The sequence below is a fragment of the Microcoleus sp. D3_18_C4 genome, assembly GCF_036702355.1.
In the GTDB taxonomy this organism is placed as follows: domain Bacteria; phylum Cyanobacteriota; class Cyanobacteriia; order Cyanobacteriales; family Microcoleaceae; genus Microcoleus.
This window is the reverse complement of the sequence record NZ_JAUBTF010000041.1, coordinates 1-21828: the sequence shown is the minus strand read 5'-3', so window position 1 is coordinate 21828 and position 21828 is coordinate 1. Positions and strand designations below refer to the sequence as shown.

Genomic DNA, 21828 nt, shown 5'->3' with positions numbered 1-21828 from the left:
TTTTACGCCTAATTATTGAACTATCCCAAATCCGTATTTCTGAAATACTATTTTAGCTCGATCGCCCGCCAAAAAGTCAACAAACGCTTTTGCGGCAGCGGGATTGCGGCTGTTTTTAATAACTGCCAGCGGATACACAATGGGCGAATGCAAATTTTCGGCAGCCGTTAGCCGTAGGGCTACTTTGTCGGAGGCTGTGGCGTCAGTCGTGTAAACTATGCCAGCATCAACGTTACCGCTTTCGACGAATGTCAGCACTTGGCGGACGTTATTTCCTAGCACTAACTTTGGCTGAAGTTGCTGCCACAATCCCAGCTTAGTTAGCATTTCCTGAGCGTATTGTCCCACAGGTACGCTCTTGGGTTCGCCGATCGCAATTTTCTTGATTCTGGCATCTGTCAACTGTTTAAAATCGCTCAAAGCAACACCGTTTTTGGGAGTAATCAAAACTAGGCGATTTGTCAGCAAATTGTGGCGCGTGTCGTTAATTAGCAGGTTGGATTGCTGCAAAGCATCCATTGGGTTGGTGGCGGCGCTGAAAAATACATCTACCGGGGCGCCTTGCTGAATTTGCTGTTCTAGAGCACCGGAACCACCAAAATTATAAGTAATAGTAAAATTCGGATTACTGCTTTGATAAACAGTTTTGATTTCCCCTAAAGCTTTCGATAGACTGATAGCAGCGGATACGTTTAAAGACGTTTGCTTCTGTGCTGTTGTTGGGGAAACGCTTTTAAGCAAGTTCCAAGCAATCAGCAGTGTCAGCGCTACAGCGGCTGCGACGATCGAGTTGAAAATACGTTTTCTTTCCACAAGGCTGTATTATAATTTGCCCTAGGGCGATCTACACTATCTGCAGTAGTAAGGTGCGCCCCGCACACCTTACAAGTAGATGCTGTTTGTCCAGGATTATCATCTTCTAATGACTGATGACTGCTGACTAATGACTACGATCGCCATTTGACGGAACAGCCTATCGCCTCTGTAGTTGAAGGCTCAACGGGTTGACTGTTGAGCAATTGGTCGATCGCACTCCGCAGATAAGAAACCTGCACCGCCCCCGGATCGTCAGCGTTGTCGTCAATTAAACCTTTATAGCGCAGTTTGCCGTCTTGGTCTAACAAAAAAACCTCCGGGGTTTTAGAAGCCCCAAAACTTTCAGCCACATCTTGAGCAACATCTCGGATGTACGGGAAGTTGAGTTGATTGTTGGCGGCAAAAATTTTCATGTTCTCAAAACTGTCGTCGGGATATTGATTTGCATCATTAGCATTAATCCCGATTAAAGTAACATCTCGATCTTGAAAATCTGCTTGAAGTTCTTTCATGCGATTGAGATACAACTGCACGTAAGGGCAATGATTGCACATAAATATCACCGCGATCGCCCGAAATTTTTCTAAATATCGAGCTAAATGGTGAACTTCTTCGTCCACTCCCGGCAGTTCAAAATCGGGAGCATAGCCGTTAATGGGAGTACCCGTTGTATCCATTAGTAAACTCATGTTTTCAGGAGGTGAAGAGCAGTATTTGCCAGCATGAAAGATGAAACTGTCAGCACGAGTAAAATTGGCTGTTGTTTGGCTTTAACTTAATTCTAGCCTTGCCAACAGCCTATTGTGATTCGTACTTCGCGATTTATTCCTCGTCTGGCTTTAGCCAACCTTGAGCCAGGGCTTGGTATCCAATAAGTTTGTATGCTAATTTGGCGGCGGTAAATTCTGAGACTACAGAATCTACAATAGGTGCTAATTCCATAATGTCACACCCGATTACTTCGTAGGACTCGAAGATGCGGCGCAAAAACGCGGTGAGGGAATACCAATTTAACCCGCCCGGTTCCGGTGTTCCCACCCCTGGAATTAAAGTCGGATCGATGCCGTCTAAGTCGATCGTCAAAAATACTCGCTTAGTTGTTATGCTGGCAATTGCCCGATCGGCCCAATCTGGTTGAGTAGCGATTTCGCGAGCTCGAATCACGTTTAGCTGTTTTGCTTTAATCAAGTCGGCTTCTTCCTTGCAGATAGCCCGAATCCCGATTTGCAGTGTCGGTAAGCCCATATCGACAATACGCCGCATCACGCAGGCGTGGTTGTGAATCGAGCCTTCGTACTCGTGCCGCAAGTCTCCGTGGGCATCGATTTGCACGACTGTGAAAGGTTCGTTTGGGTATGCTTGGCGATAACCTTCGACAACGCCAGCAGTGATGCTGTGTTCGCCTCCGAGGGAGATGACAAATTTATTTTCGGTAACTAGCTGGTAGACTGCTGCTTGGGTGACTCGCAGCATTTCTGAGGATGAAACTGGTTGCCTGTTGCGGGTATCGGCGATCGGCTCTTGTGTATAAATTCCGACATCGTAGCAAACTTCGGAGTCCAATTCTTCGTCGTAGCACTCGAGTTGATGAGAAGCTTCTAGAAGTTTAGCGGGCCCGTTTTCGCACCCCCGGCGGTAAGTGGTGGTAGCTTCGTAGGGAATTGGCAAGATTACTACTTTGGCGGTGTCGTAGTCGGGTACAATTTCTGACCCCAGAAACGGTACGACGGCAGTGGAAACGATCGTTGGCATAAGGGAAATTTTAATACAGCAAAGAAGTCAGCAGGTTTAATCGTGACATAATATCGGCTCTAACTGCAAAGTAGTCAGTTGGCAGTTGGCAGTTGGCAGTTGGCACTGTTGACAATGCCCTATGCCCTATGCCCTATGCCCCATGCCCAATCTAAAATCTAAAATCTAAAATCGTATGACATCTTCTACTCCCACTTCGTCAACTGCTGTTGTCCCTCAAACTTGGCTGTGGAAAGGCTTTCCCATTTGCTACCAGGCTGCGGGTTCCCAGGGGCCTGCGGTGGTGTTTGTTCACGGTTTTGGTGCGTCTTGGGGCCACTGGCGCAAGAATTTGCCGGCGCTGGCGGCTGATTGTCGCTGTTTTGCGATCGACCTCATCGGTTTTGGCGGTTCTGCTAAACCCGCGCCCAAGCTTGAAATTGACTATACTTTTGAAACTTGGGGACAGCTAATTGCTGATTTTTGTCGGGAAGTTGCGGGCGGGCCGGCTTTTTTGGTGGGAAATTCGATCGGCTGTGTGGCAATTATGCAAGCGGCTGTGGATTTTCCCGATATTGCTTCTGGCGTAATTTTACTCAATTGTTCCCTGCGGTTGCTGCACGATCGCAAACGCGCCGAATTGCCTTGGTATCGCAGTTTTGGAGCGCCAATTGCACAAAAAGTGTTAAATGTCAAGTGGATAAGTCAACTATTTTTTAAACAATTAGCAACGCCAAAAACAGTAAAAAAAGTGCTTTTGCAAGCATATCGCCGTCCTGAAGCTGTCAGCGACGAACTGGTAAATATGCTGCTGGAACCTGCTAAAGACAGCGGCGCAGTCGAAGTATTCGTAGCATTTATCAGTTATTCTCAAGGCCCGCTACCGGAGGATTTGTTGCCGCTTTTAAGCTGTCCGGCTTTGATTTTGTGGGGTACGGATGACCCTTGGGAGCCGATCGCATTGGGCCGAGAATTGGCAAAGTTTCCGGCTGTTGAAAAGTTTATTCCTTTGGAGGGAGTGGGACACTGCCCGCAAGATGAAGCGCCGGAATTGGTCAATCCTATTTTACTCGATTGGATTAAAGAGCGATCGGTAATTGCAGAAAATTAGTGCATTTGCTCCTTTGGTGCCAGAAGAATTGGTTTGATTGAACCGCCCAGACGCGAAGAACACGAAGGAAGAAGTAGGAAGAAGAAATTAGGACACGGCAGTGCCGTGTCCTCAGTATAAGGAGTGCAGCCGGAAGTGATATTACACCCCACATTCCGCACCCCCAACTGGCACATACGCGGATTGAGGGGGTAAAAGTGAATCATCCCAGACAATAGTGAGTAAAAATACTCAATTATTTCGGTCACGCTCGCATCACCTAGTTAAGCATTCCTGATAATAGACGTGAGGGCGTGAGTTAAATCTGATGTAGGTTAAAATTGCGATCGTCACAAACCAAGTTTATTACCTCACTGTTACCTGATTGATGACGAAAATGCGTTAATTGCAATGGCAACCATAGTCAATCATCACCAAGAATAGCGTAAACTTGCGATCGCGATGAACGCTCAAATCAGAATTCAGCAGCCCATGCAGAAAGCATCTGACATGACAGTAGAAAACTTAGACCATCTAGGCTTAGTAGCAGGTCTAATTAATGACCTAGGAATTGTCCAAAAAATCAATGAATTAGTAGGCGAACAACCGGGCGAGATAGTCAGTCCCGGCCTGGTAGTCAAAGCCATGATTATCAAGGGATTAGGGTTGGTTTCCGCCCGACTATACTTATTCTATAAATTTTTTGAAGGGAAAGCAATAGAACATTTACTTGGGCCAGGAATTCAAGCATCACATCTGAATGATGACCGTTTAGGAAGAGTACTAGATAAATTATAAAGAACCGAACTTACCGAAATATTCACAACCATTGCCCTGTCAGCGGCTCAAAAATTCCCGATAAATATCGACACATCTCACTTAGACTCAAGCTCATTTGATCTACATAGAAAATATGAACAAGAGTTGCCATCAGTATCTTTTTATCACACAGAAATCGAAGGCAATCGCTCAGATAATTCATCAATCAACCATCAAACACCCCCAATACCAATTAAGATCACCTACGGCTACTCTCAATGGCCAAATCCCGACTTAAAACAATTCATTTTAGACCTAATTTGTAGTCGAGACAAAGATGTACCACTATTTTTGCGAGTAGCTTCAGGGAACGAATCAGATAATTCCATATTTGCCTCAATTTGTCAAGACTTTAAACTACCATTAAATCTCGACAGTTTAATGGTAGCTGACAGTGCATTATATACCGCTCCAAATTTAGAAATCTTAACCAATTTAAGATGGTTAACTCGTGTACTACTAAGCCTGAAAAAAGGGCAGCCAATGGTATCTCAATTAAATGAATCAGAATTGCAGGATATTTCTCAGACGGGATATACTTGGTCAAAACACAAAACTAATTCTGGTGAACTTACACAAAAATGGTTAATAATAGAGAGTAGTTTGCGTCGTGATGCTGACCGAGTTAAGGAATGAAAAAAATCAAAAAACCTGAAATTGAGGGTCAAAAAAAGGGGCAAGGTTTATCAATTATTGAATTTGCTTGTATGGTCGATGCTGGAGTCAGCAGCAAATCGTTTATCCCAACAACTAAAATGTCATAATTTAACTCAAAGCAGCACTCTAGAAGCGACAGGAAGACCAATTACTGATTTGACCATTTTTCATGAAAATTCTAGCTCTAGCTTGATATTTAAAGTTTAAGCCAAACTGGAATTAGATGCTAGTGCTATCGCCCGCATAACCAAAGCTAGTGGCCGATTTATCTTAGCTACTAATGTGCTGGATGTATCAAAATTAAATCCTGATGAAATGATGGTGAAATATAAGGAACAGCAGGCAGCAGAGAGAGGGCTTGGATTTTTGAAAGACCCCCTATTTTTTACGAATAGCGTGTTCCTCAAGTCGCCGGAAAGAATAGAGGCATTAACTTTGATAATGGGTTTGTGTTTGTTGGTTTATACTTGAGATCAAAGGTTACTACGTCAAAACTTGCAACTCACAAATTCTCAACTCAAAAATTAGTTACCCAAAGGAAAAAAACAACTTGCTCTACGCTGGAAATTCCCAACTTTTCAATTTATTCATACCGTTTGTATTCAAGGAATTCAATAAGTTTTTAATTTGATATCTGAACGGTTGGCGATAGAAATTTTATTGAGATTCACCTGTAGGCTTGATTATTTCTTGTTGTGAATTAAGTCTAATATTGATTGGAAAAACTGATTTACATTTAAGTAATTGTAGATGCAGAAGTGATGCCTCATGGTCATAATGCTAGCGATATATGCTGGGAAGTAATAGTTAGTAATGGTCAGATTTTTGACTTTTTATGGCTGAATAAATTTAATTCATGCGCTCATGGCAATTTTTAGGAATTCCTAACTGGGTGATGCGAGCGTTGCACAGATTTTCGGGTGTTTTTACTCACTATTATCTCGGATGATTCACTTTTACCCCCTCAATCCGCGTATGTGCCAGTTGGGGGTGCCGAATGTGGGTTATAAAAACACTTCTTCTCGTTCCTTCCTTCTGCCTCATGCCTCAAAACTCCAATTTCTAGCTTCGCTGCTTTCATTGAGATGCTCCCGAAGGCTTCTATCCGTCTCTTACTTCATTACCTAAAGTAGGGGAATATCCCCCTGCCTGATCGATTTTGATATAGTCGTGCAACCCTTAAAATTTATTGAACTCGCCTTCAGTTAAAATTAACTAAGAAATACCCAAAGCTGTTTTAGACATCGTAATTAAATTAGTAGCCAAAATTTTCTGGTGAACTGGAATATCAATAATAAAGATTGCCCCCTGATTAGGAGCTGAAATACAATTGAGCTTGCCCCCGTGTTTATCCACTACAATCTGATGGGAAATCGACAGCCCAATACCAGTACCCTTCCCGATAGGCTTAGTAGTAAAAAATGGCTCAAATAGGTGTTGGCTAATTTCTTCTGTCATCCCCGGCCCGTTATCCGTAAAATGAATTAACACTCGATTAGATTCCGTGACCTCAGTGCGAATGAAAATCTGAGAAGGATTAGCTTTCATTTCACTTAAGGATCGCGTCGTATTATAATCATCTATGGCATCAATAGCATTAGCAACAAGATTCATAAACACCTGGTTAAGCTGACCCGCATAACACTCTACCAGAGGCAGATTGCCGAATTCTTTGACCACCTCAATTGCAGGTCGATCCCCCCTTCCTTTAACACGGTTATGCAAAATTAACAGAGTGCTATCAATACCCTGGTGAATATCCACCGGTTTCATTTCAGATTCATCCAATCGCGAGAAGATTCGCAGCGACTGAACAATTTCGCGAATCCGGTCAACACCTACCTTCATTGAACTCAGCAATTTAGGTAAGTCTTCAACCAAGAAACCTAGTTCTATTTCCTCTATTTTCTGTTCAACTTTTGGCCCTGCATCCGGAAATTCTTGGTGATAAAGATTGACGAGATCAATCAAATTTTGGGTATAATCATCGGCATAAGAAAGATTCCCAAAAATAAAATTAACCGGATTATTTATTTCATGGGCTACACCTGCAACAAGCTGACCTAGACAAGACATTTTTTCGCTCTGCACAAGTTTAGTCTGCGTGATTTGCAATTCTAGAAAAGCCTTTTCTAAACATTGAGTTTGGGTTCGCAATTGAGCTTCCGATTGTTGCAATCCCGCCTCTGCTTGCAGACGCTCTTGAATCTCCTGTTTGAGCAATTGATTGGATTGAAAAAGTTCAGCCGTCCTTTCCTCAACTCGCCTTTCCAACTCCGATGCCAGCTTCAAGAGCGAAGATTCCGCTTTGACACGCTGTTCGATTTCTGCTTGCAAGCACACATTTTGCTCTAAGAGTTTCTTCGACAAATTGCGGAGCTTCATGTGGACATTAACACGAGCTAAAACCTCTTCATGCTGAAGAGGCTTAGTGATATAATCGACCGCACCCAGACTCAAACCTTTAACCTTATCCACCGTATCAGCAAGAGCCGTCATAAAAATCACGGGAATGTCTCTCGTTAAGTCATTAGCTTTCAAACGGCGACAAGTTTCAAACCCATCTATTCCTGGCATAAGCACATCCAACAGGATCAGATCGGGCGCAGCATATGCGACCTTCTGGAGAGCACTTTGACCATCCCTAGCTACCAATACTTTAAATCCAAAATCAGCCAAAAAATCGAACAGGACACCTAAATTAGTCGGGGTGTCATCTACGATTAAAATGGTGCTTTGTTCGGCAAGTTCACTACTCATTGGTTGTCCTCCTATATTGTTTAATAAACTCTAGGATTTGTTGTTCTTCAAATCCTTTCGCTAACTGGCGCAGATGGCTAGCAAAGGGAACCCATTGCTCATTGAGTTGTTCTAGTTTTGCAGCTCGCTCCGAAATCCCTCGGAGATCGCCCATCATCGCTAGATCGAATAGAACGGCGATTTCCTCATCGGGGGGAGCTACAATTTCAGAACTTAGAGATTTTTTTTCTCCTTCTGCTTTCCTAATCTCTTCCAGATTTTCTTCATAAATCCATTCTAACCCTAAATGAGTACGTAATTTTTCTAAAAGCTCCTCGATTCGTATGGGTTTCGGAATAAAATCATTGCAACCTACCTCGGCACTTTGTTGTCGATCGAAATCAAAAACGCTGGCAGAAGTAGCAATCACCACTAAATTAGTTTGATCTGATGATTTGCGAATCCGGCGCGTTGCTTCTAAGCCGCTCATTACTGGCATCATCAAGTCCATTAAAATACAGTCGGGCTTATACTCCACCGCCTTGTTTAAACAGTCCTGACCCTCCGTTGCTTCCAGAATTTTAAATCCTAACGGCTGAAGCATTCCCGCCAGGATCGAACGATTCTGCCACTTGTCGTCAGCTATGAGAATTTTTAGCTTTCGGCCTTTGAAACCAACGATTGTGTGGGCATTGGCTTTGGCTGCATTAGTCGCCCATTCGGATACCTCTGGCAAATCTAAATCGAACCAGAAAATGCTCCCTTCTCCTAATGTACTCTTCACCTTTATTTCACCGCCCATCATCTGGACTAATTGGCGACTAATTGCGAGTCCCAACCCGGTTCCTTCAACCTTCAGGTTGGCTTCTCCTACTTGGTGAAAAGGCAAAAATATGTCTTGCAATTGCTCTGATGCCATACCCACTCCGGTATCTTCCACTTGAAACCGAATCTTGCCATCTTGATATCCTACTTTGAATGCCACTCCGCCTTTTTCGGTAAACTTAATCGCATTGCCAAGTAAGTTGATTAAAACTTGACGCAACCGTTTTTCATCACCCTGGACGGCAATAGGTAGTTGGGTAATGGGCTCGTAAATAAGGGAGATTCCCTTTTGTTCTGCCCGAATATTGCAAATTTCAGCCAGACCTTCCAAAAATTGTGAGAAATGGAAATTACTCAAGTGGATTTCCATTTTTCGGGCTTCGATTTTGGAGAGATCTAAAATATCGTTAATTAGGGTTAAGAGGTGTTCGCCACACTGACTAATCACGTTCAGACCATCTTTTTGCTGGTCAGCCAAGTTTTTTTGTCGTTTGAGGATTTGGGTGTAACCCAAAATGCCATTAAGTGGCGTTCGGAGCTCGTGGCTCATATTAGCAAGAAACTCACTCTTGGCAGAGTTGGCTGCTTTCGCTAATTCTTCTGCTTTTTGTAAATCGATATTTTTTTCTTGTAACTGTTGCGTTCTTTCTGCCACCTTCGCTTCTAAAGTAGCATTTGCTGCTTCCAAATCGTTATAAAGACGGGCATTTTCAATTGAAATAGCTGCTTGAGAAGATAAAAGTTGTAAAACTTCTAAACGATCGGGAGTAAAAGCACCAGTTGTGAGATTATTTTCTAAGTAAAGAATCCCAGTCAGTTTTCCTTGATGGACTATGGGGGTACATAATACTGACTTGGGTTTTTGGTTGACGATATAAGTATCCGCCGTGAAGGTTCCTTCACAACTCGCATCGTTTAATACCACATTTTCCTGAGTTCGGGCAACATAGTTAATCAAAGATATGGGTAGTTGCTTAGTGTTTTCCACTGGTATTCTTTGCAGCACTTCTACATCGCCATCTACAGTGCCATAAGCTTCAATGAGTAGATTTCCAGCTTGGTCTAAAATGAAAATGCCACTTTGAGCACCCGCATTCTCGATCGCTATTTTCATCAATTTCGCTAACAAATTAGTCAACACAATTTCGCCAGAGAGAGCTTGAGAGGCTTTGATGACAGTCGCTAAATTTAGTGCGCCACTCGCTGCACTCGTCGAGCTAGTGATCATCGTGACCGGGCTACCTTGACTTTCTGGCTTGGCTATCCGGGAAAGTATTTGAGGATATCTGGCTTCTAAATCTTTGACTATAGCTTTCGCTCCCCAGCGACTATATCCGTAGCGAGCATCGGTTAAATAAATCCGAGCAATTTTATCTTTAGAACGGGAAAAATAAAAGTCTCCTGCTAATTCGTTGGCTAATGCTTCTTCTTGGATATATCCCTGTTCTTTGGCTCCTGCTATGGCGCGATCGTAATAATCGCTCGCTTCTAAAGGTTGTCCCAAAACCCGCGCTTTTTCTGCTTCTACTAACTCATACTTGTGCTGAAAATTGCACGGCGCATGGAACGCCCAAGTCTTCATTCTTTCTTGGTTAGCTGCTACTACACTTAGATATTTTTCTTTCTCTTTTGGCGAGGCTTTTGGATACAGTGCTAGGAGGGAAAGAGAATGGTAAAAGTTGTCGATACTCATGTGAATTAATCCTGCACCCATGCTGGCGTATTTTAATGCTAAATGAGCAAGAATTAATGTTTGATTAAACTCTTTAAATAAATAAGATAGCATCATTTTGCCGGCATAATAGGCATAGAGCAAAGTCCCATTGTTAGAAGCTATAATTCCTGGCAGTAGTTCTTCTTCATTAAAGCTTGCACCTAGTAAATGGTATGTGTCTGAGTTTTTCTCCAGTAAATTGTCAACTATTTGCTGGTGAACTTTCACAAATAAAGTATCATATTCTTGTTTGAGCTGAATGGTCATAGCAACATATTTTGCCTGTTCTTGCTCAAGTTTTTGTAGCTCTCCCCCGCTAAAAAGTAAGTGATTACAATAATTTGCTATACTGTGACAAGCATATTCTATATCTCCAGTTTCTATACCACTTTGAATTGCATCAACCAAAGATTCTAGGGTGGCCTTAAGCGGATCTTTCCAAAACCTTGCCAGACAATTAAATATACAAACTATTTTTGATTTAAGGGTAATAGCGTTAAATTTTTCTAGTAAAAAAATAGCTAAGTTACCAAATCGATATCCAGAATCTATGTCTCCTAATCCTCCACAGAGTAACACTCCATACCAAACATAAGCAAAAGCAGATTCAGGCGAATTTCCATACTTAATAGACAAGGCTATTTTTGTATAAAGAATTTGCGGAAACATCGCAGGATTTACAATAAAAGCTGGTGTTATAATAAGATTTAATATTCGCATAGCCGCGAGTTTATCGGGAGCTGTCATTGTCGGCAAGTTTGCTAAATCATCAACTCTCATTTCTTGAGGTGGTTCTGGCTCTAAGCTAATTCCGAACATTTCCAGAACGACGAGTCCATTATCTATAGCTGATATTCTCCGATTTTGAGACATCTCTAATTGAATTATAAGTTCGTAGACCTTGCCTTTTTCCAGAAGGGTTTTCGATTGTTTCAGGGTCGTCTCAGATAAGTGTTGCGCTCGCTCATAATTAGTGTTTATATATTCAGTTTCTGCTGCTTCAAGATGGAGGTTAAACGTCAGATTATATTGACTCTCCCAGCTATTCTCCGGGAGTAGTCCTAAACCCACATTCAAATATTTGACAGCCGACTCATAAGCTGTGGCAGCTTTGGCTTTCTGTCCCGCGATCAGATTCAGTTCTGCCAGCTCATATCTTTCCACATCTAAAGTGATTAACTCCGTTCCATAATTTAGTTGGTTAACCAGTGCAAAGATATTTTCTTTTCGTTCTTCAGGGGTTGTGGAATTCAGTAGTAATTGACCAATCTTTCGGTGAGTTTCTTTTTTCTGATCCTCTGGTATCAGAGAATAACACGCCTGTTGCACTCGGTCATGCAAAAACTTGTAGGTGACATTAAACTGCTCGGTTGACGTTTCTGTAGATATGGCCGAGTCAAATAGCAGGGGGATTTTGTAGGAATTATTTAGTGGTATAACGAAACCAGCTTGGAGCGCTTCCCATAAATCCGTTGCGGTATCTGACTGAGATTTTTTATTAGCAATTGCCAAAACCTCTAAACTAAATTTATCTCCTATACAGGCAGCTAATTTTAAGACATTTTGCGTCGGGGACGATAGCTTTTGAATTTGGCTGACCATCAATTCGACAACATTATCGCTGATATCAATGCCTTGAAGCAGTTGGATATCCCACTGCCAACAAACTTGAATGAAATCAAAGGAGAGGAGTTGGTCTTGATAAAGGGATTTGAGCAGTTGAGTCAAGAAGAAGGGATTTCCCTGGGTTTTCTTAAAAACCAACTCAGCCAGGGGCAAAACTTCGGAAATGTGAGTGCGAAGGGTTTCGCTTACTAATTGGTTGACATGAGATATATCCAAAGGTTGGAGGATAATATTATTTACTATCGCCCTGGTATTTTGAATTTGCTCTAAAGTATAAATTAAGGGATGAGTGGCACTGACTTCATTATCCCGATAAGCCCCAATTAATAGCAGATATTTACTATCTGGATGGGTCATAATTAGCTGGATAAGCTTAAGGGAAGCCGAATCTGCCCACTGCAAGTCATCCAAAAATATCACTAGGGGGTGTTCGGGTTTACTAAACACCTGTATAAATTTTTGAAACACTCGATTAAATCGGTTTTGAGATTCAGTGGGTCCCAAAGTCGGAACCGCAGGCTGTGGATCAATAATCTTTTCTACTTCGGGAATAACCTCAATAATAATTGACCCATTGGCACCAAGTGCTTTGATAATTTTAGCTTTCCAAATAGCTATTTGAGCAGAATTTTCAGTGAGCAGTTGCCGCATCAATCCTTGAAATGCTTGAATTAAAGAAGCATAAGGAATATTCCGCTTAAATTGATCAAATTTACCCGAAATAAAATACCCTCTTGCTCCGACTATAGGTTTATCAACTTCGTTAACTAAGGAAGATTTCCCGATACCTGAATAACCGGAAACTAGCATCATTTCCGTTGTCCCACCACTGACGCGAGCGAAAGCTTCTAGCAAACTAGCAACTTCTTTTTCCCGTCCATAGAGTTTTTGCGGAATCAGAAATTGGCTGTAGGAATCTAGTTGACCTATAATAAATTGGCAAATCTCTCCTGAAGCAAGCATCTGCTGGCAGGTTTCTAAGTCAACTTTTATTCCTAAAGCACTTTGATATCTATCTTCAGCGGTTTTAGATAATAATTTCATTACAATTTCAGAAACTGCATCCGGGATTTCGGGACTCAGCTTTTGAGGTGGTATTGGTGATTTAGCTATATGGCAATGAACGAATTCTAGGGGGTCTTTTGCGGAAAAAGGTAGCTTACCCGTCAGCATTTCATAAAATGTAATGCCGAGGGAGTAAAAGTCCGTGCGGTAGTCCACTGAGCGGTTCATTCTGCCGGTTTGTTCCGGCGACATATAAGCAAGAGTTCCTTCTAATAAGTTGGGATTGGTGACGGTTTGATTTTCTCGCTCTAAGAGAGAAGCAATGCTAAAATCAATGATTTTTACTTCGTTTGTATCTGGGTTAATTAGGATATTTTGGGGCTTAATGTCTTTATGGATTACATTACTATGATGGATCTCTCCCAGAGTGTTTGCTAACTGAATGCCGATTTTGAGAAAGGCGTCTATCGCCAAGGATTGATTGTTAAGATAATCTTTTAAGGATTGACCGCTAAAATTTTCTACTATCAGCGCTAAGCCGTTATGAGAGTTTTCTAAAGCTATGGGTTTAACTATTCCTTGACTGTCTAAATGTCGAAGTATTTTATATTCGTGTCTTAATCGGGAAATTTCTTCGATTGTCGGATGCTCAGCTTTGAAGGTTTTGATAATTGCTGAGGTTCCATCAATATCTTTGATGCCGCGATAAATAATAGTATTGACACTTTCGTAAATAGCTGCGCTTAGGTTGTAACCCAAAATAGTAATGCTCATGTACGTAATTTCCCTAGTGATCAATTAAAGAGCAGGTGGTATTTCAGTAGCTATACTGATATTTATGACAGAATCGAATTAAAAAACTATTTTCTATGCACTCTAAAAAAGTATAATCTAAGCTTTTTGAATAATATTTAGATTTTAACAAATCTCAATGTGCTTGTTTGGTACTTAATCTGCAAGAATCTTTAAACTTTATTAAGTATTTAAGTAAACTCCTGAAAAAATTAACGACAAAAGTGCTGAATCTACGCGGTGTGATAGTAGAGGATAGCTTGGACAGAGAAGAGACGATTATTTTTGCGGTTAGAGTAATAAAGAAAACAGCACTTGCCCCACGATTTAGCTCAAGCAATTATTATCTTTATGACAATAAGATAGTGCTGCATACTCAGGACTACGCCAATTTTTACAGGACACAATGGCTGTACTTGCTTGAAAGTACCGATTTTTGTTAATATTGTTAAAACTTAACTAAATTCCTATGAAATCAACTACTAGGGCGCTGAAAGAATGGAATGTAGCAGTTAATGCTTTGGAACAAGGTCAAACGATTGTGCTGTTGCGGAAGGGAGGAATTCGCGAGCAAGCAGGACAGTTCAATGTCACTGACAAACAGGTTTTGCTGTATCCAACTTTTGAACACCAACAGCCGGGTTTATTAAAGCCGGAGTTTGCACATCAAGTCAAGACTGTCAAATCTGGTTGGCATCCTGAAGTGATTAGAATTGGTAGTTGGGCGGAGATTACTGATGTTTTTTTGGTAGCTTGGGAACCGGCAATTACTGCGCTATTTCCCTACCATATTTGGAATGAAAATTTTGTCAGCGATCGCCTAAAATGGAAACAAGCTCAGCCAATTTATATTTTATTGCTGCGGGCTTATCGCCTTGCAGAAAGCCGCGAAATTCCCTACATTCCTGAATACGGCGGTTGCCGTTCTTGGATCGATTTGGCTGATGCTATTTCGCTGGAGGGAAGCCAAGCTGTTTTGAGCGATCGCGAATACGTTGAACGCTCAAATGAAATCCGCAATCTGATAGCAAATCCTGCGAATGCTTCTGGTTAGCAGATAGTGACAACGCTGACAGATGGCACTCAGGATTTTAGTCCTCATTAATAGTTTTTAATGTACTTTTCGAGAGGCGGGCTTCTACAAAACCCAGCCCAAAATCCGCAGCTAAGGCCATGAAAGCGGCCGGAATTGCCCCAGCCAAAAGTAACTGATTGTTGACGGTAGCAACGCCACGAAAAATAAACACCCCCAAGCCACCCGCGCCAATTGCAGCGGCAATTGTAGCAAGTCCGATCGCAATTACCGCAGCAACTCGCACCCCCGCCAGAATCACGCCCAGTGCCAGGGGAATTTCCACTTGCCATAACAGTTGCATATCAGTCATCCCCATGCCTCTTCCTGCTTCCGTAATAGCTGGATCGACGCCGACAATACCAGTATAAGTATTGCGGATAATGGGCAGTAAAGAATACAGAGTGAGGGCGATAATTGCCGTGCGATCGCCTATTCCACCCACTACCGGCACCGGGATTAGCAAGCCAAACAAAGCTAAACTGGGAATTGTTTGCATAATATTAGCAAAACCCAAAATTGGCTTTTTTAATTTGGGTTTTCTCGTGGCTAAAATTCCCAGGGGCATCCCCACAATAATAGCGATAAAAATTGCCACAGTTACTAAATATAAGTGTTCAGTTGCGCGCTGAATTATCTCAGTGCCATAGCGGTTGATAAATTGCATCATGTGGAAATTAGTAATTAGGAATGCAGAATTGTAAATTTTCCTATAATCGAATATCTCGTACGAGTCGGTTCACCAATATCTTTAATTGGCCACCATCAGCTTCAAAAACCGACCGATAGCCATAAATGAATGATGCGATCGCACATCATATTATTACCCAGTCCCGGGTAATTGCAAACATTCAATAAATGCGCGAGCTTCTGGATGCTGAGATTTGAGAAAATCATCAGGTGTTGCCAATTCAATCAACCGCCCATCTTGCATCAAACCAATTCTAGAAGCTAACAAAAAAGCTTCTTGAATTCCGTGAGTCACAAAAATCACAGTTTTGCCCAGTTGCTGTTGCAATTGACCGAATTCTCGCTGCAATTCCAGACGAGTAATGGGGTCTAAAGCACCAAACGGTTCATCCATTAACAATATCGGAGGGTCAGCCGCCAGTGCTCTAGCGACGCCTACCCGCTGCCGCTGTCCGCCGGATAACTGATGGGGATAGCGTTTGGCGAAGTGCTGGGGGTCGAGGTTGACTAATTCTAACAGTTGGCGGACGCGAGATTGAATACGATCGCCCTCCCAACCTTCTAATTTTGGCACTAAACCGACGTTTTGCTCGACGGTAAAATGAGGAAACAAACCAATTTCTTGAATCACATAGCCAATTTTTCGACGCAGTTGAATTGGGTTCCACTGAGTTGTCGGTTTTCCCATGACAAGAACTTCGCCACTGCTTGGCGTTAGTAAATTGTTAATCAATTTCATGGTAGTAGTTTTGCCACTCCCGCTGCGTCCCAGCAATACTAAAACTTCTCCTTGCAGCACTTTGAAATTGAGTTGGTCTACTAAATGCCTGCGGTTGAGGCGATATGTCACGTCGAGGCATTCGACAGCAACTTCATGATTGAGAGGCATGATTAGTTCCGGTGATTTCGGTTTTCAGGAATTTTAGAACTTACATACAAGGGGCTAGAAACCAGGTTTTTTTCTTAGATAATTTGCTGCTTAACCCAAGATTTATCAGAGAAACCGGGTTTATGAGCGTAAGTCCTAAAATTCAAATCAGCGAGAATGGGGGGCAATTCCCAATTCTAAAATCTAAAATCGACTTGATTTTGCCATTCTAGCAGCAAGGCTCGACATTGGAGGCAAGTTAATTTTTTGAGCAAATCGCGAATTCCGTCTGGGGTAGCAGGATATGCAGCACCGATATGTTCGGGGCTTACTGTTGCTGTAGGGTGCAATTCTGCAACAAAACCGTAGAGTTTTTGATTGGAGAAGGAACTGTTTATTGCCCAGCCAATGGTGTTGATCGGTTCGATGCGGGCGATCGCACTTTCTGTCACGCCTAATTCTTTCTTGAGTATAGCTGGAACTGCCGCTGCTGGCGTGGCTTCGGCTGGTACGCGACCGCCGGGAAAATCGAGGGTTGCTTCTGCCACGCCGGGGCGATACATCGGTGGAGGAAACAGCAATTTGTCAGCTTGAATTGTCAAGATTACAACTGAATCTGCTCTTTCTACTCGCCAATATTCTACTGTTTTTCCTTCGGTTGTTTCGAGATGTTCGGCGATTAGTTTTACCCAATGAGAGTTGATTTCTACAAAGCGGTCTAGAGTTTTCCACTGGGATTGTGCAGTTTGGTTCATGTGGGAATTTTTGAAATAAATCAGATGCTGTTTGCTATGGTAGGCGATTTTTGCCGAGCTGAACAATAGCCGATCGACCTTTTCAGCTTTGAGCCAGTTTTTTCCTCTCGATTGTAAATTTTTGCTACAAGGCTACACATTTGCCTGGGAAATTCCGTAGCATAGACTACATAATGAATTTTTCTGCGCCTTCGCTCTGGGTTGTTGAAACCCCGACCTGGTTCAGAACCTTAGCTCAAAAGGAGTTGTTATGAAACTGCAAACAGATATTCGTACTTGGCAATCCCAACCAACGCCCGGAAGCTTCGCCAGTGTCCGCGACTGGGAAAAATTTGGCTGTGCCGTACCTGCACCAAAATTGACTCCTTCTATGTGGGTTAAATTGTTCAATCCGCCAACCGCATTCAGCTTTGACGAAGCGTGGTTGTTGTGTGAATGTTCCGAAGAACAGTGGCTAGCTTGGATTCCTGATTATGGCGAAATTTTACTGAGTACACATGAATTTTGCGCTACTAAATCGTGAATTACGCAGACAAACTTTCATAAACCAGGTGTTAAAATCCATATCCCTCCGGTTCCACGGGATTTTTTGGAAACAGGCTGGTTTCTGCGTAATTGTTCTGCGTAATTATCTCGTTTGCAGTGAGGAATGCAAGTCCTTAAACTTTGATAAGGACTTGCATTCCTCACTACAAACCTCTTCTATGATGTCGTTGCCGCCGATATCATAGAAGTCCTCATAGATATTAATTGAAATTTCGCCAACAAAAAGAGCAATAGGTTTTCTATTGCTCTTTTTGTTCAAAAACACTCTCTAGTTTTTATCTTTAAGATAGCGGAAGTTATATCAACTGGCCTTGATTGACCCCAATATCGCTGCGGTGACGGGTTTACTGTATCGATGCTTGCATGGGAGATATTGGTGAACCCGCCCTTACAGCACTTACGGTCAATTTAGCCCCTGTGATATTGCTGGCTTATTTGCAAACTGCACGGTTATTTGCGTTTCTGACAATCGTGCCTACTCTACCATTAATCTGAATCGGGTTCTTGGTGCTGGCTCGAATCAACAGCGGTTGTTTCGCCAGACATTCTCTGATTGATGCTGCCCAGGTGGTGAGAGCTCCGGTGTATTCTGTACGACCCGCTGGGGCGCGAAACTGATCGGTAATTAGGAAATCCGAGGTGATGCTAGTGTCAGTACCAACATTGGTAATAATTGGAAAGTCAAAGGCTCTGGGCAAGGTTCTGTCTTGGATTCTGCCCGGTACCAACTGGTAATTCTTCGAGCCACCCTTGTAGTCAATACCTGCTTGAGGGCTGGTGGGAGGGCTTGTTTGAGCCAATGCGGGAACAGGCAAGCTTGCTACCAAAACGGTGCAGGCACTCCAAAATAATTTCGATTTCATTCGATTCATCTCCTCAACTTTAGGACGATTAGCACTAATTTAGGTATGCTCAAAAGACACTAGCTTTTATTGAGAAAGCGCCTGATGATATTCAGCTTTTGAGTTTGAGTTCAACTTACCTAATTTATTACCAAACATCTTCAAAAATGTTAAAACTGGCTTGCCTGACACACTGTAGAAAAGTTTCAGTTGAGTTAGATATTTACACATCTGAAGTTGTTACAGCATTGGGGAGTCGGTTTTACCAGAATGATTCATTTTTGAGCGATGTCATTGGAACTTTATCAAATTTTGTCTCAGATATCAAGTTTTGCCGATCGCATATCCTGTTTTAACACTGGTTTGCGGCTCGATCGAGCTTTGAGTGTGGCGCGCTATACCAGGGCGAGAAAGATGCTACAGTGCATCGATGGGCGTTTGAGTATTTTCAGGCGACAATAGACAGAGAAGGGGCTTGAAAATAGGTGATTTTAGTGGAAGATAGTAAATTTATCGACGTATCGGACATTATGGGTGTTCCCGTGGCTCCGGCGGGTTACAAATCGGGCTTTGTGGGTATTGTCGGACGCCCGAATGTCGGAAAATCAACGCTGATGAATCAGTTGGTGGGGCAGAAAATTGCGATTACTTCGCCGGTGTCTCAAACGACACGTAACAGGCTGCGGGGCATCCTAACGACACCGGAAGCACAAATTATTTTTGTAGATACTCCCGGAATTCACAAGCCGCATCACCAATTGGGCAAGGTTTTGGTGCAGAATGCCCGCACCGCGATTCAGTCGGTGGATGTGGTGCTGTTTGTGGTGGATGGTTCGGTGGAATCGGGAGGGGGCGATCGATATATTGTCGAAATTCTCAGCAATTGCAAAGTTCCGGTGATTTTGGGGATGAATAAGTTGGACGAACAACCGGAGGATTCCGTGTTGATCGATCGCACTTACGAGCAAATTGTCAATCCTGAGTGGCCTGTAGTGAAATTTTCCGCTCTCACGGGCGAGGGTGTCGAGCCGCTGCAACAATTGTTAATCGAACATTTGGAGGTTGGGCCTTATTATTATCCGCCCGATTTGGTGACTGACCAGCCGGAACGCTTTATTATGGGCGAATTGATTCGGGAACAGATTTTGCTGCTGACGCGGGAAGAAGTGCCGCATTCTGTAGCAATTGCGATCGACATCGTTCAAGAAGAAGCGAAAATTACTAGGATTCTAGCGACAATTCACGTCGAACGGGATTCCCAAAAAGGTATTTTAATTGGTAAAAGCGGCAGTATGCTCAAGTCGATCGGCAGTGCGGCCCGGGAACAGATTCAAAAGTTAATTGAAGGCAAAGTGTATTTGGAGTTATTTGTCAAGGTGCAGCCGAAGTGGCGGCAGTCGCGCACTCGTTTAGCCGAATTGGGATATCGGGTGGAAGAATAAAACTTTATCTGTTGGCAGTTTCCCTATGTTAATCCTGATGTGCTCAGAAGCAGATTAAAAACAAGATTGACAATTTTGCCAGATCCGCAGCCATAGGCTAAGATTTTGCAAATAGATCGTCAGTGGAAGTATAGTTTAGAGAGAGTCTGTTGAGGCAACCAATTTGAGAGCTTTTGTTGAACGATAGTCTGAATTTAGCTAGGCTACTTGGTTAATTGTTATGAATGAAGTCAAAGTACAGAAATCCATCTTGTTCCTAGCTGCTAATCCAATAGGAACAACAAGCTTACGTTTGCAGCAGGAGGAACGGGAAATCAAAGACCGTTTGCGTCAAGCAGGATATGGTAAGGTTCCTATCAATTCAAGAGGTGCGACCCGTACAAGAGATATTCAACAAGCAATGTTGGATTTCAAGCCTCAAATTGTGCATTTCAGTGGACATGGTGCAGGAGAAGAAGGGTTGGTTTTTGAAGATCTAACTGGAAAAGCAAAACTAGTTGATTCAGAAGCCTTAGCAGATTTATTTAGACTTTTCTCTAGTCATGTAGAGTGTGTCGTTTTAAACGCTTGTTACTCAAAGTTTCAGGCTGAGGCGATTGCACGGCATATAAATTACGTTGTAGGCCTGGAACAGGCGATCGGAGATCGTGCAGCAGTTGAATTTGCGGTTGGATTCTACACAGCAGTTGGTGCTGGTGAATCTTTTGAGTTTGGTTATCAGTTAGGGTGTAATGCTATTCGTATAGAGGGAATTCCAGAGCATTTGACACCTACTCTGTTCAATAAGAAAGCATTGGGCAAGAGTATTTCAATTGGAAATGTTCAAGGTGTACCCACGATAGTGTTTTTCGTAGTTTACACAGAAGTAGGTGCAGAGTATCAAGTAACTGCGCCTCGGAATATGAGAACGCAAACGCTAATAGAAAACATTCTGGCTGTTCTTAAGGAAGAAGTTGCAGAAAGTCTCTTTATCAAAAATGCAGAGATGTATAATTGGAGTCTCTTCCTTAGAGAAAATCTCTTAACAGCGATTCCCTCAAATTTTCCTCTTCAAGCCGCATGTATCAAAGATGGTACTATTTGCGAAATTCATGCTGAGATTAAAGAATCTTTTTCTACAATTCGTGCGTCTTCTCCTTCATCGACTGTACATAATGTTCCTTCCTTGAATGGAAGTGATGTTGATCAAGTGGAGCTTCGCCAGCAATTTTATGAAGAATACATCCAAAGGAAACAGCAAAAAGAGGATTAAGTCATTTATTTATCTAGATGAGTACAAAATGTACTCAATCTCCTCACAGATATTTGAAGGACTAACGGAATACGTAACAAATTACTCTGGTAATAAAAGGAATGAGCTAGAGGCTCAGGAAGGACCTGTAGGAAGTGGACGAGTCTTAGCTGATATCCTTAATAAGGAAGCTTCTACTGAGGAGAGGAAATTTCTGCATGATTACTCTTACAGTCTTTTTGAAGAGAAGCTCTTTGATGATAAAAGAGTTTTGCAGGTTGACTCAAGTAACATTGGAAGGAAAATCAAGAATCTTGACGACTACGACTTTATCAAGATAAGAGGAAGGCTTCTATTTAATGATGTAAAAATAGTCAATGAAACCATTAAAAATATTAACCAACTTGGAATGGCTTGTGCTTACCTTGCTACCTATTCAAATCTAGAGGAGTTGCGAAATCAATTCAGTGATGCCTTAGTTCAATCGAAAAACCTGGGGGGGTAACAACCAGCCTGAAACCCATACCTTTGTAAGGATTGAGCCAATGTGTGCTAAAAAAAAATAGGC

At 42.4% G+C, this 21828-nt stretch carries 19 protein-coding genes; 10 read left to right on the top strand and 9 right to left on the bottom strand.

Annotated features, from left to right (window positions below):
* Positions 1-12: 12 nt before the first annotated feature.
* The 3 genes from modA to speB form a co-directional block, all read right to left on the bottom strand.
* A complete protein-coding gene (modA, locus tag QUA90_RS19670; protein WP_333388326.1) occupies positions 13-813 on the bottom strand; it encodes a molybdate ABC transporter substrate-binding protein in 801 nt (266 codons plus the stop codon).
* Positions 814-947: 134 nt separating this feature from the next.
* Positions 948-1505: a thioredoxin family protein gene (locus QUA90_RS19665; protein ID WP_333388323.1), complete on the bottom strand. Its 558-nt coding sequence runs from the start codon at positions 1503-1505 to the stop codon at positions 948-950.
* Between the two features lie 133 nt (positions 1506-1638).
* Positions 1639-2568 (bottom strand): agmatinase, encoded by a 930-nt coding sequence (gene speB, locus QUA90_RS19660; protein WP_333388320.1) that lies wholly within the window; start codon positions 2566-2568, stop codon positions 1639-1641.
* Between the two features lie 175 nt (positions 2569-2743).
* On the opposite strand from speB, the gene QUA90_RS19655 reads away from it, so the two are divergent.
* The 4 genes from QUA90_RS19655 to QUA90_RS19640 all read left to right on the top strand — a co-directional run bounded on the left by QUA90_RS19655 (position 2744) and on the right by QUA90_RS19640 (position 5220).
* Positions 2744-3658: an alpha/beta fold hydrolase gene (locus QUA90_RS19655; protein WP_333447250.1), complete on the top strand. Its 915-nt coding sequence runs from the start codon at positions 2744-2746 to the stop codon at positions 3656-3658.
* A gap of 441 nt (positions 3659-4099) precedes the next feature.
* Positions 4100-4435 carry a DUF4277 domain-containing protein gene (locus tag QUA90_RS19650; protein WP_333447248.1) on the top strand — a complete coding sequence of 112 codons (336 nt, stop codon included), beginning with the start codon at positions 4100-4102 and terminating at the stop codon, positions 4433-4435.
* Between the two features lie 18 nt (positions 4436-4453).
* The gene (locus QUA90_RS19645) at positions 4454-5092 is read left to right on the top strand and encodes an IS1634 family transposase (RefSeq protein WP_333388446.1); all 639 of its coding nucleotides are present in this window, start codon (positions 4454-4456) and stop codon (positions 5090-5092) included.
* Complete coding sequence (locus QUA90_RS19640) at positions 5089-5220, top strand: hypothetical protein (RefSeq protein ID WP_333330914.1); 132 nt, start codon at positions 5089-5091, stop codon at positions 5218-5220. Before QUA90_RS19645 ends, QUA90_RS19640 begins: the two co-directional genes overlap by 4 nt.
* Before the next feature lie 1108 nt (positions 5221-6328).
* Here QUA90_RS19640 and QUA90_RS19635 read toward each other — a convergent pair.
* Positions 6329-7873, bottom strand: a complete 1545-nt coding sequence (locus QUA90_RS19635) for a response regulator (protein WP_333330921.1) — start codon at positions 7871-7873, stop codon at positions 6329-6331.
* Entirely contained in the window at positions 7866-13796 is a 5931-nt protein-coding gene (locus QUA90_RS19630; RefSeq protein ID WP_333447246.1) for an AAA family ATPase, read from the bottom strand. Before QUA90_RS19630 ends, QUA90_RS19635 begins: the two co-directional genes overlap by 8 nt.
* Positions 13797-14283: 487 nt before the next feature.
* Here QUA90_RS19630 and QUA90_RS19625 point away from each other — a divergent pair, with 487 nt between their 5' ends.
* A complete protein-coding gene (locus QUA90_RS19625) occupies positions 14284-14868 on the top strand; it encodes a DUF1802 family protein (RefSeq protein ID WP_333327889.1) in 585 nt (194 codons plus the stop codon).
* 37 nt (positions 14869-14905) lie between these two features.
* Here QUA90_RS19625 and QUA90_RS19620 read toward each other — a convergent pair whose 3' ends face one another.
* From QUA90_RS19620 to QUA90_RS19610, 3 genes are all read right to left on the bottom strand, one after another.
* Entirely contained in the window at positions 14906-15556 is a 651-nt protein-coding gene (locus tag QUA90_RS19620; RefSeq protein WP_333447244.1) for an ABC transporter permease, read from the bottom strand.
* 153 nt (positions 15557-15709) lie between these two features.
* A complete protein-coding gene (locus QUA90_RS19615) occupies positions 15710-16465 on the bottom strand; it encodes an ATP-binding cassette domain-containing protein (protein WP_333447242.1) in 756 nt (251 codons plus the stop codon).
* A 176-nt stretch (positions 16466-16641) separates the two neighbouring features.
* Positions 16642-17199, bottom strand: coding sequence for an NUDIX hydrolase (locus tag QUA90_RS19610; RefSeq protein ID WP_333447240.1), 558 nt, complete (start codon positions 17197-17199; stop codon positions 16642-16644).
* 250 nt (positions 17200-17449) lie between these two features.
* On the opposite strand from QUA90_RS19610, the gene QUA90_RS19605 reads away from it, so the two are divergent.
* A complete protein-coding gene (locus QUA90_RS19605) occupies positions 17450-17722 on the top strand; it encodes a hypothetical protein (protein WP_333447238.1) in 273 nt (90 codons plus the stop codon).
* A 454-nt stretch (positions 17723-18176) separates the two neighbouring features.
* On the opposite strand, the gene QUA90_RS19600 is transcribed toward QUA90_RS19605, so the two are convergent.
* Positions 18177-18608 carry a hypothetical protein gene (locus QUA90_RS19600; RefSeq protein ID WP_333447236.1) on the bottom strand — a complete coding sequence of 144 codons (432 nt, stop codon included), beginning with the start codon at positions 18606-18608 and terminating at the stop codon, positions 18177-18179.
* A gap of 267 nt (positions 18609-18875) precedes the next feature.
* On the opposite strand from QUA90_RS19600, the gene QUA90_RS19595 reads away from it, so the two are divergent.
* The 4 genes from QUA90_RS19595 (at position 18876) to QUA90_RS19580 (ending at position 21765) form a co-directional block, all read left to right on the top strand.
* On the top strand, positions 18876-19049 hold the full coding sequence (locus QUA90_RS19595; protein WP_333447235.1) for a hypothetical protein: 174 nt from the start codon (positions 18876-18878) through the stop codon (positions 19047-19049).
* Between the two features lie 68 nt (positions 19050-19117).
* On the top strand, positions 19118-20029 hold the full coding sequence (gene era / locus QUA90_RS19590; RefSeq protein WP_333040924.1) for a GTPase Era: 912 nt from the start codon (positions 19118-19120) through the stop codon (positions 20027-20029).
* A gap of 220 nt (positions 20030-20249) precedes the next feature.
* Positions 20250-21281, top strand: coding sequence for a CHAT domain-containing protein (locus tag QUA90_RS19585; protein ID WP_333447233.1), 1032 nt, complete (start codon positions 20250-20252; stop codon positions 21279-21281).
* Positions 21241-21765, top strand: a complete 525-nt coding sequence (locus QUA90_RS19580) for a DUF6414 family protein (RefSeq protein ID WP_333447231.1) — start codon at positions 21241-21243, stop codon at positions 21763-21765. Before QUA90_RS19585 ends, QUA90_RS19580 begins: the two co-directional genes overlap by 41 nt.
* Positions 21766-21828 lie beyond the last annotated feature (63 nt).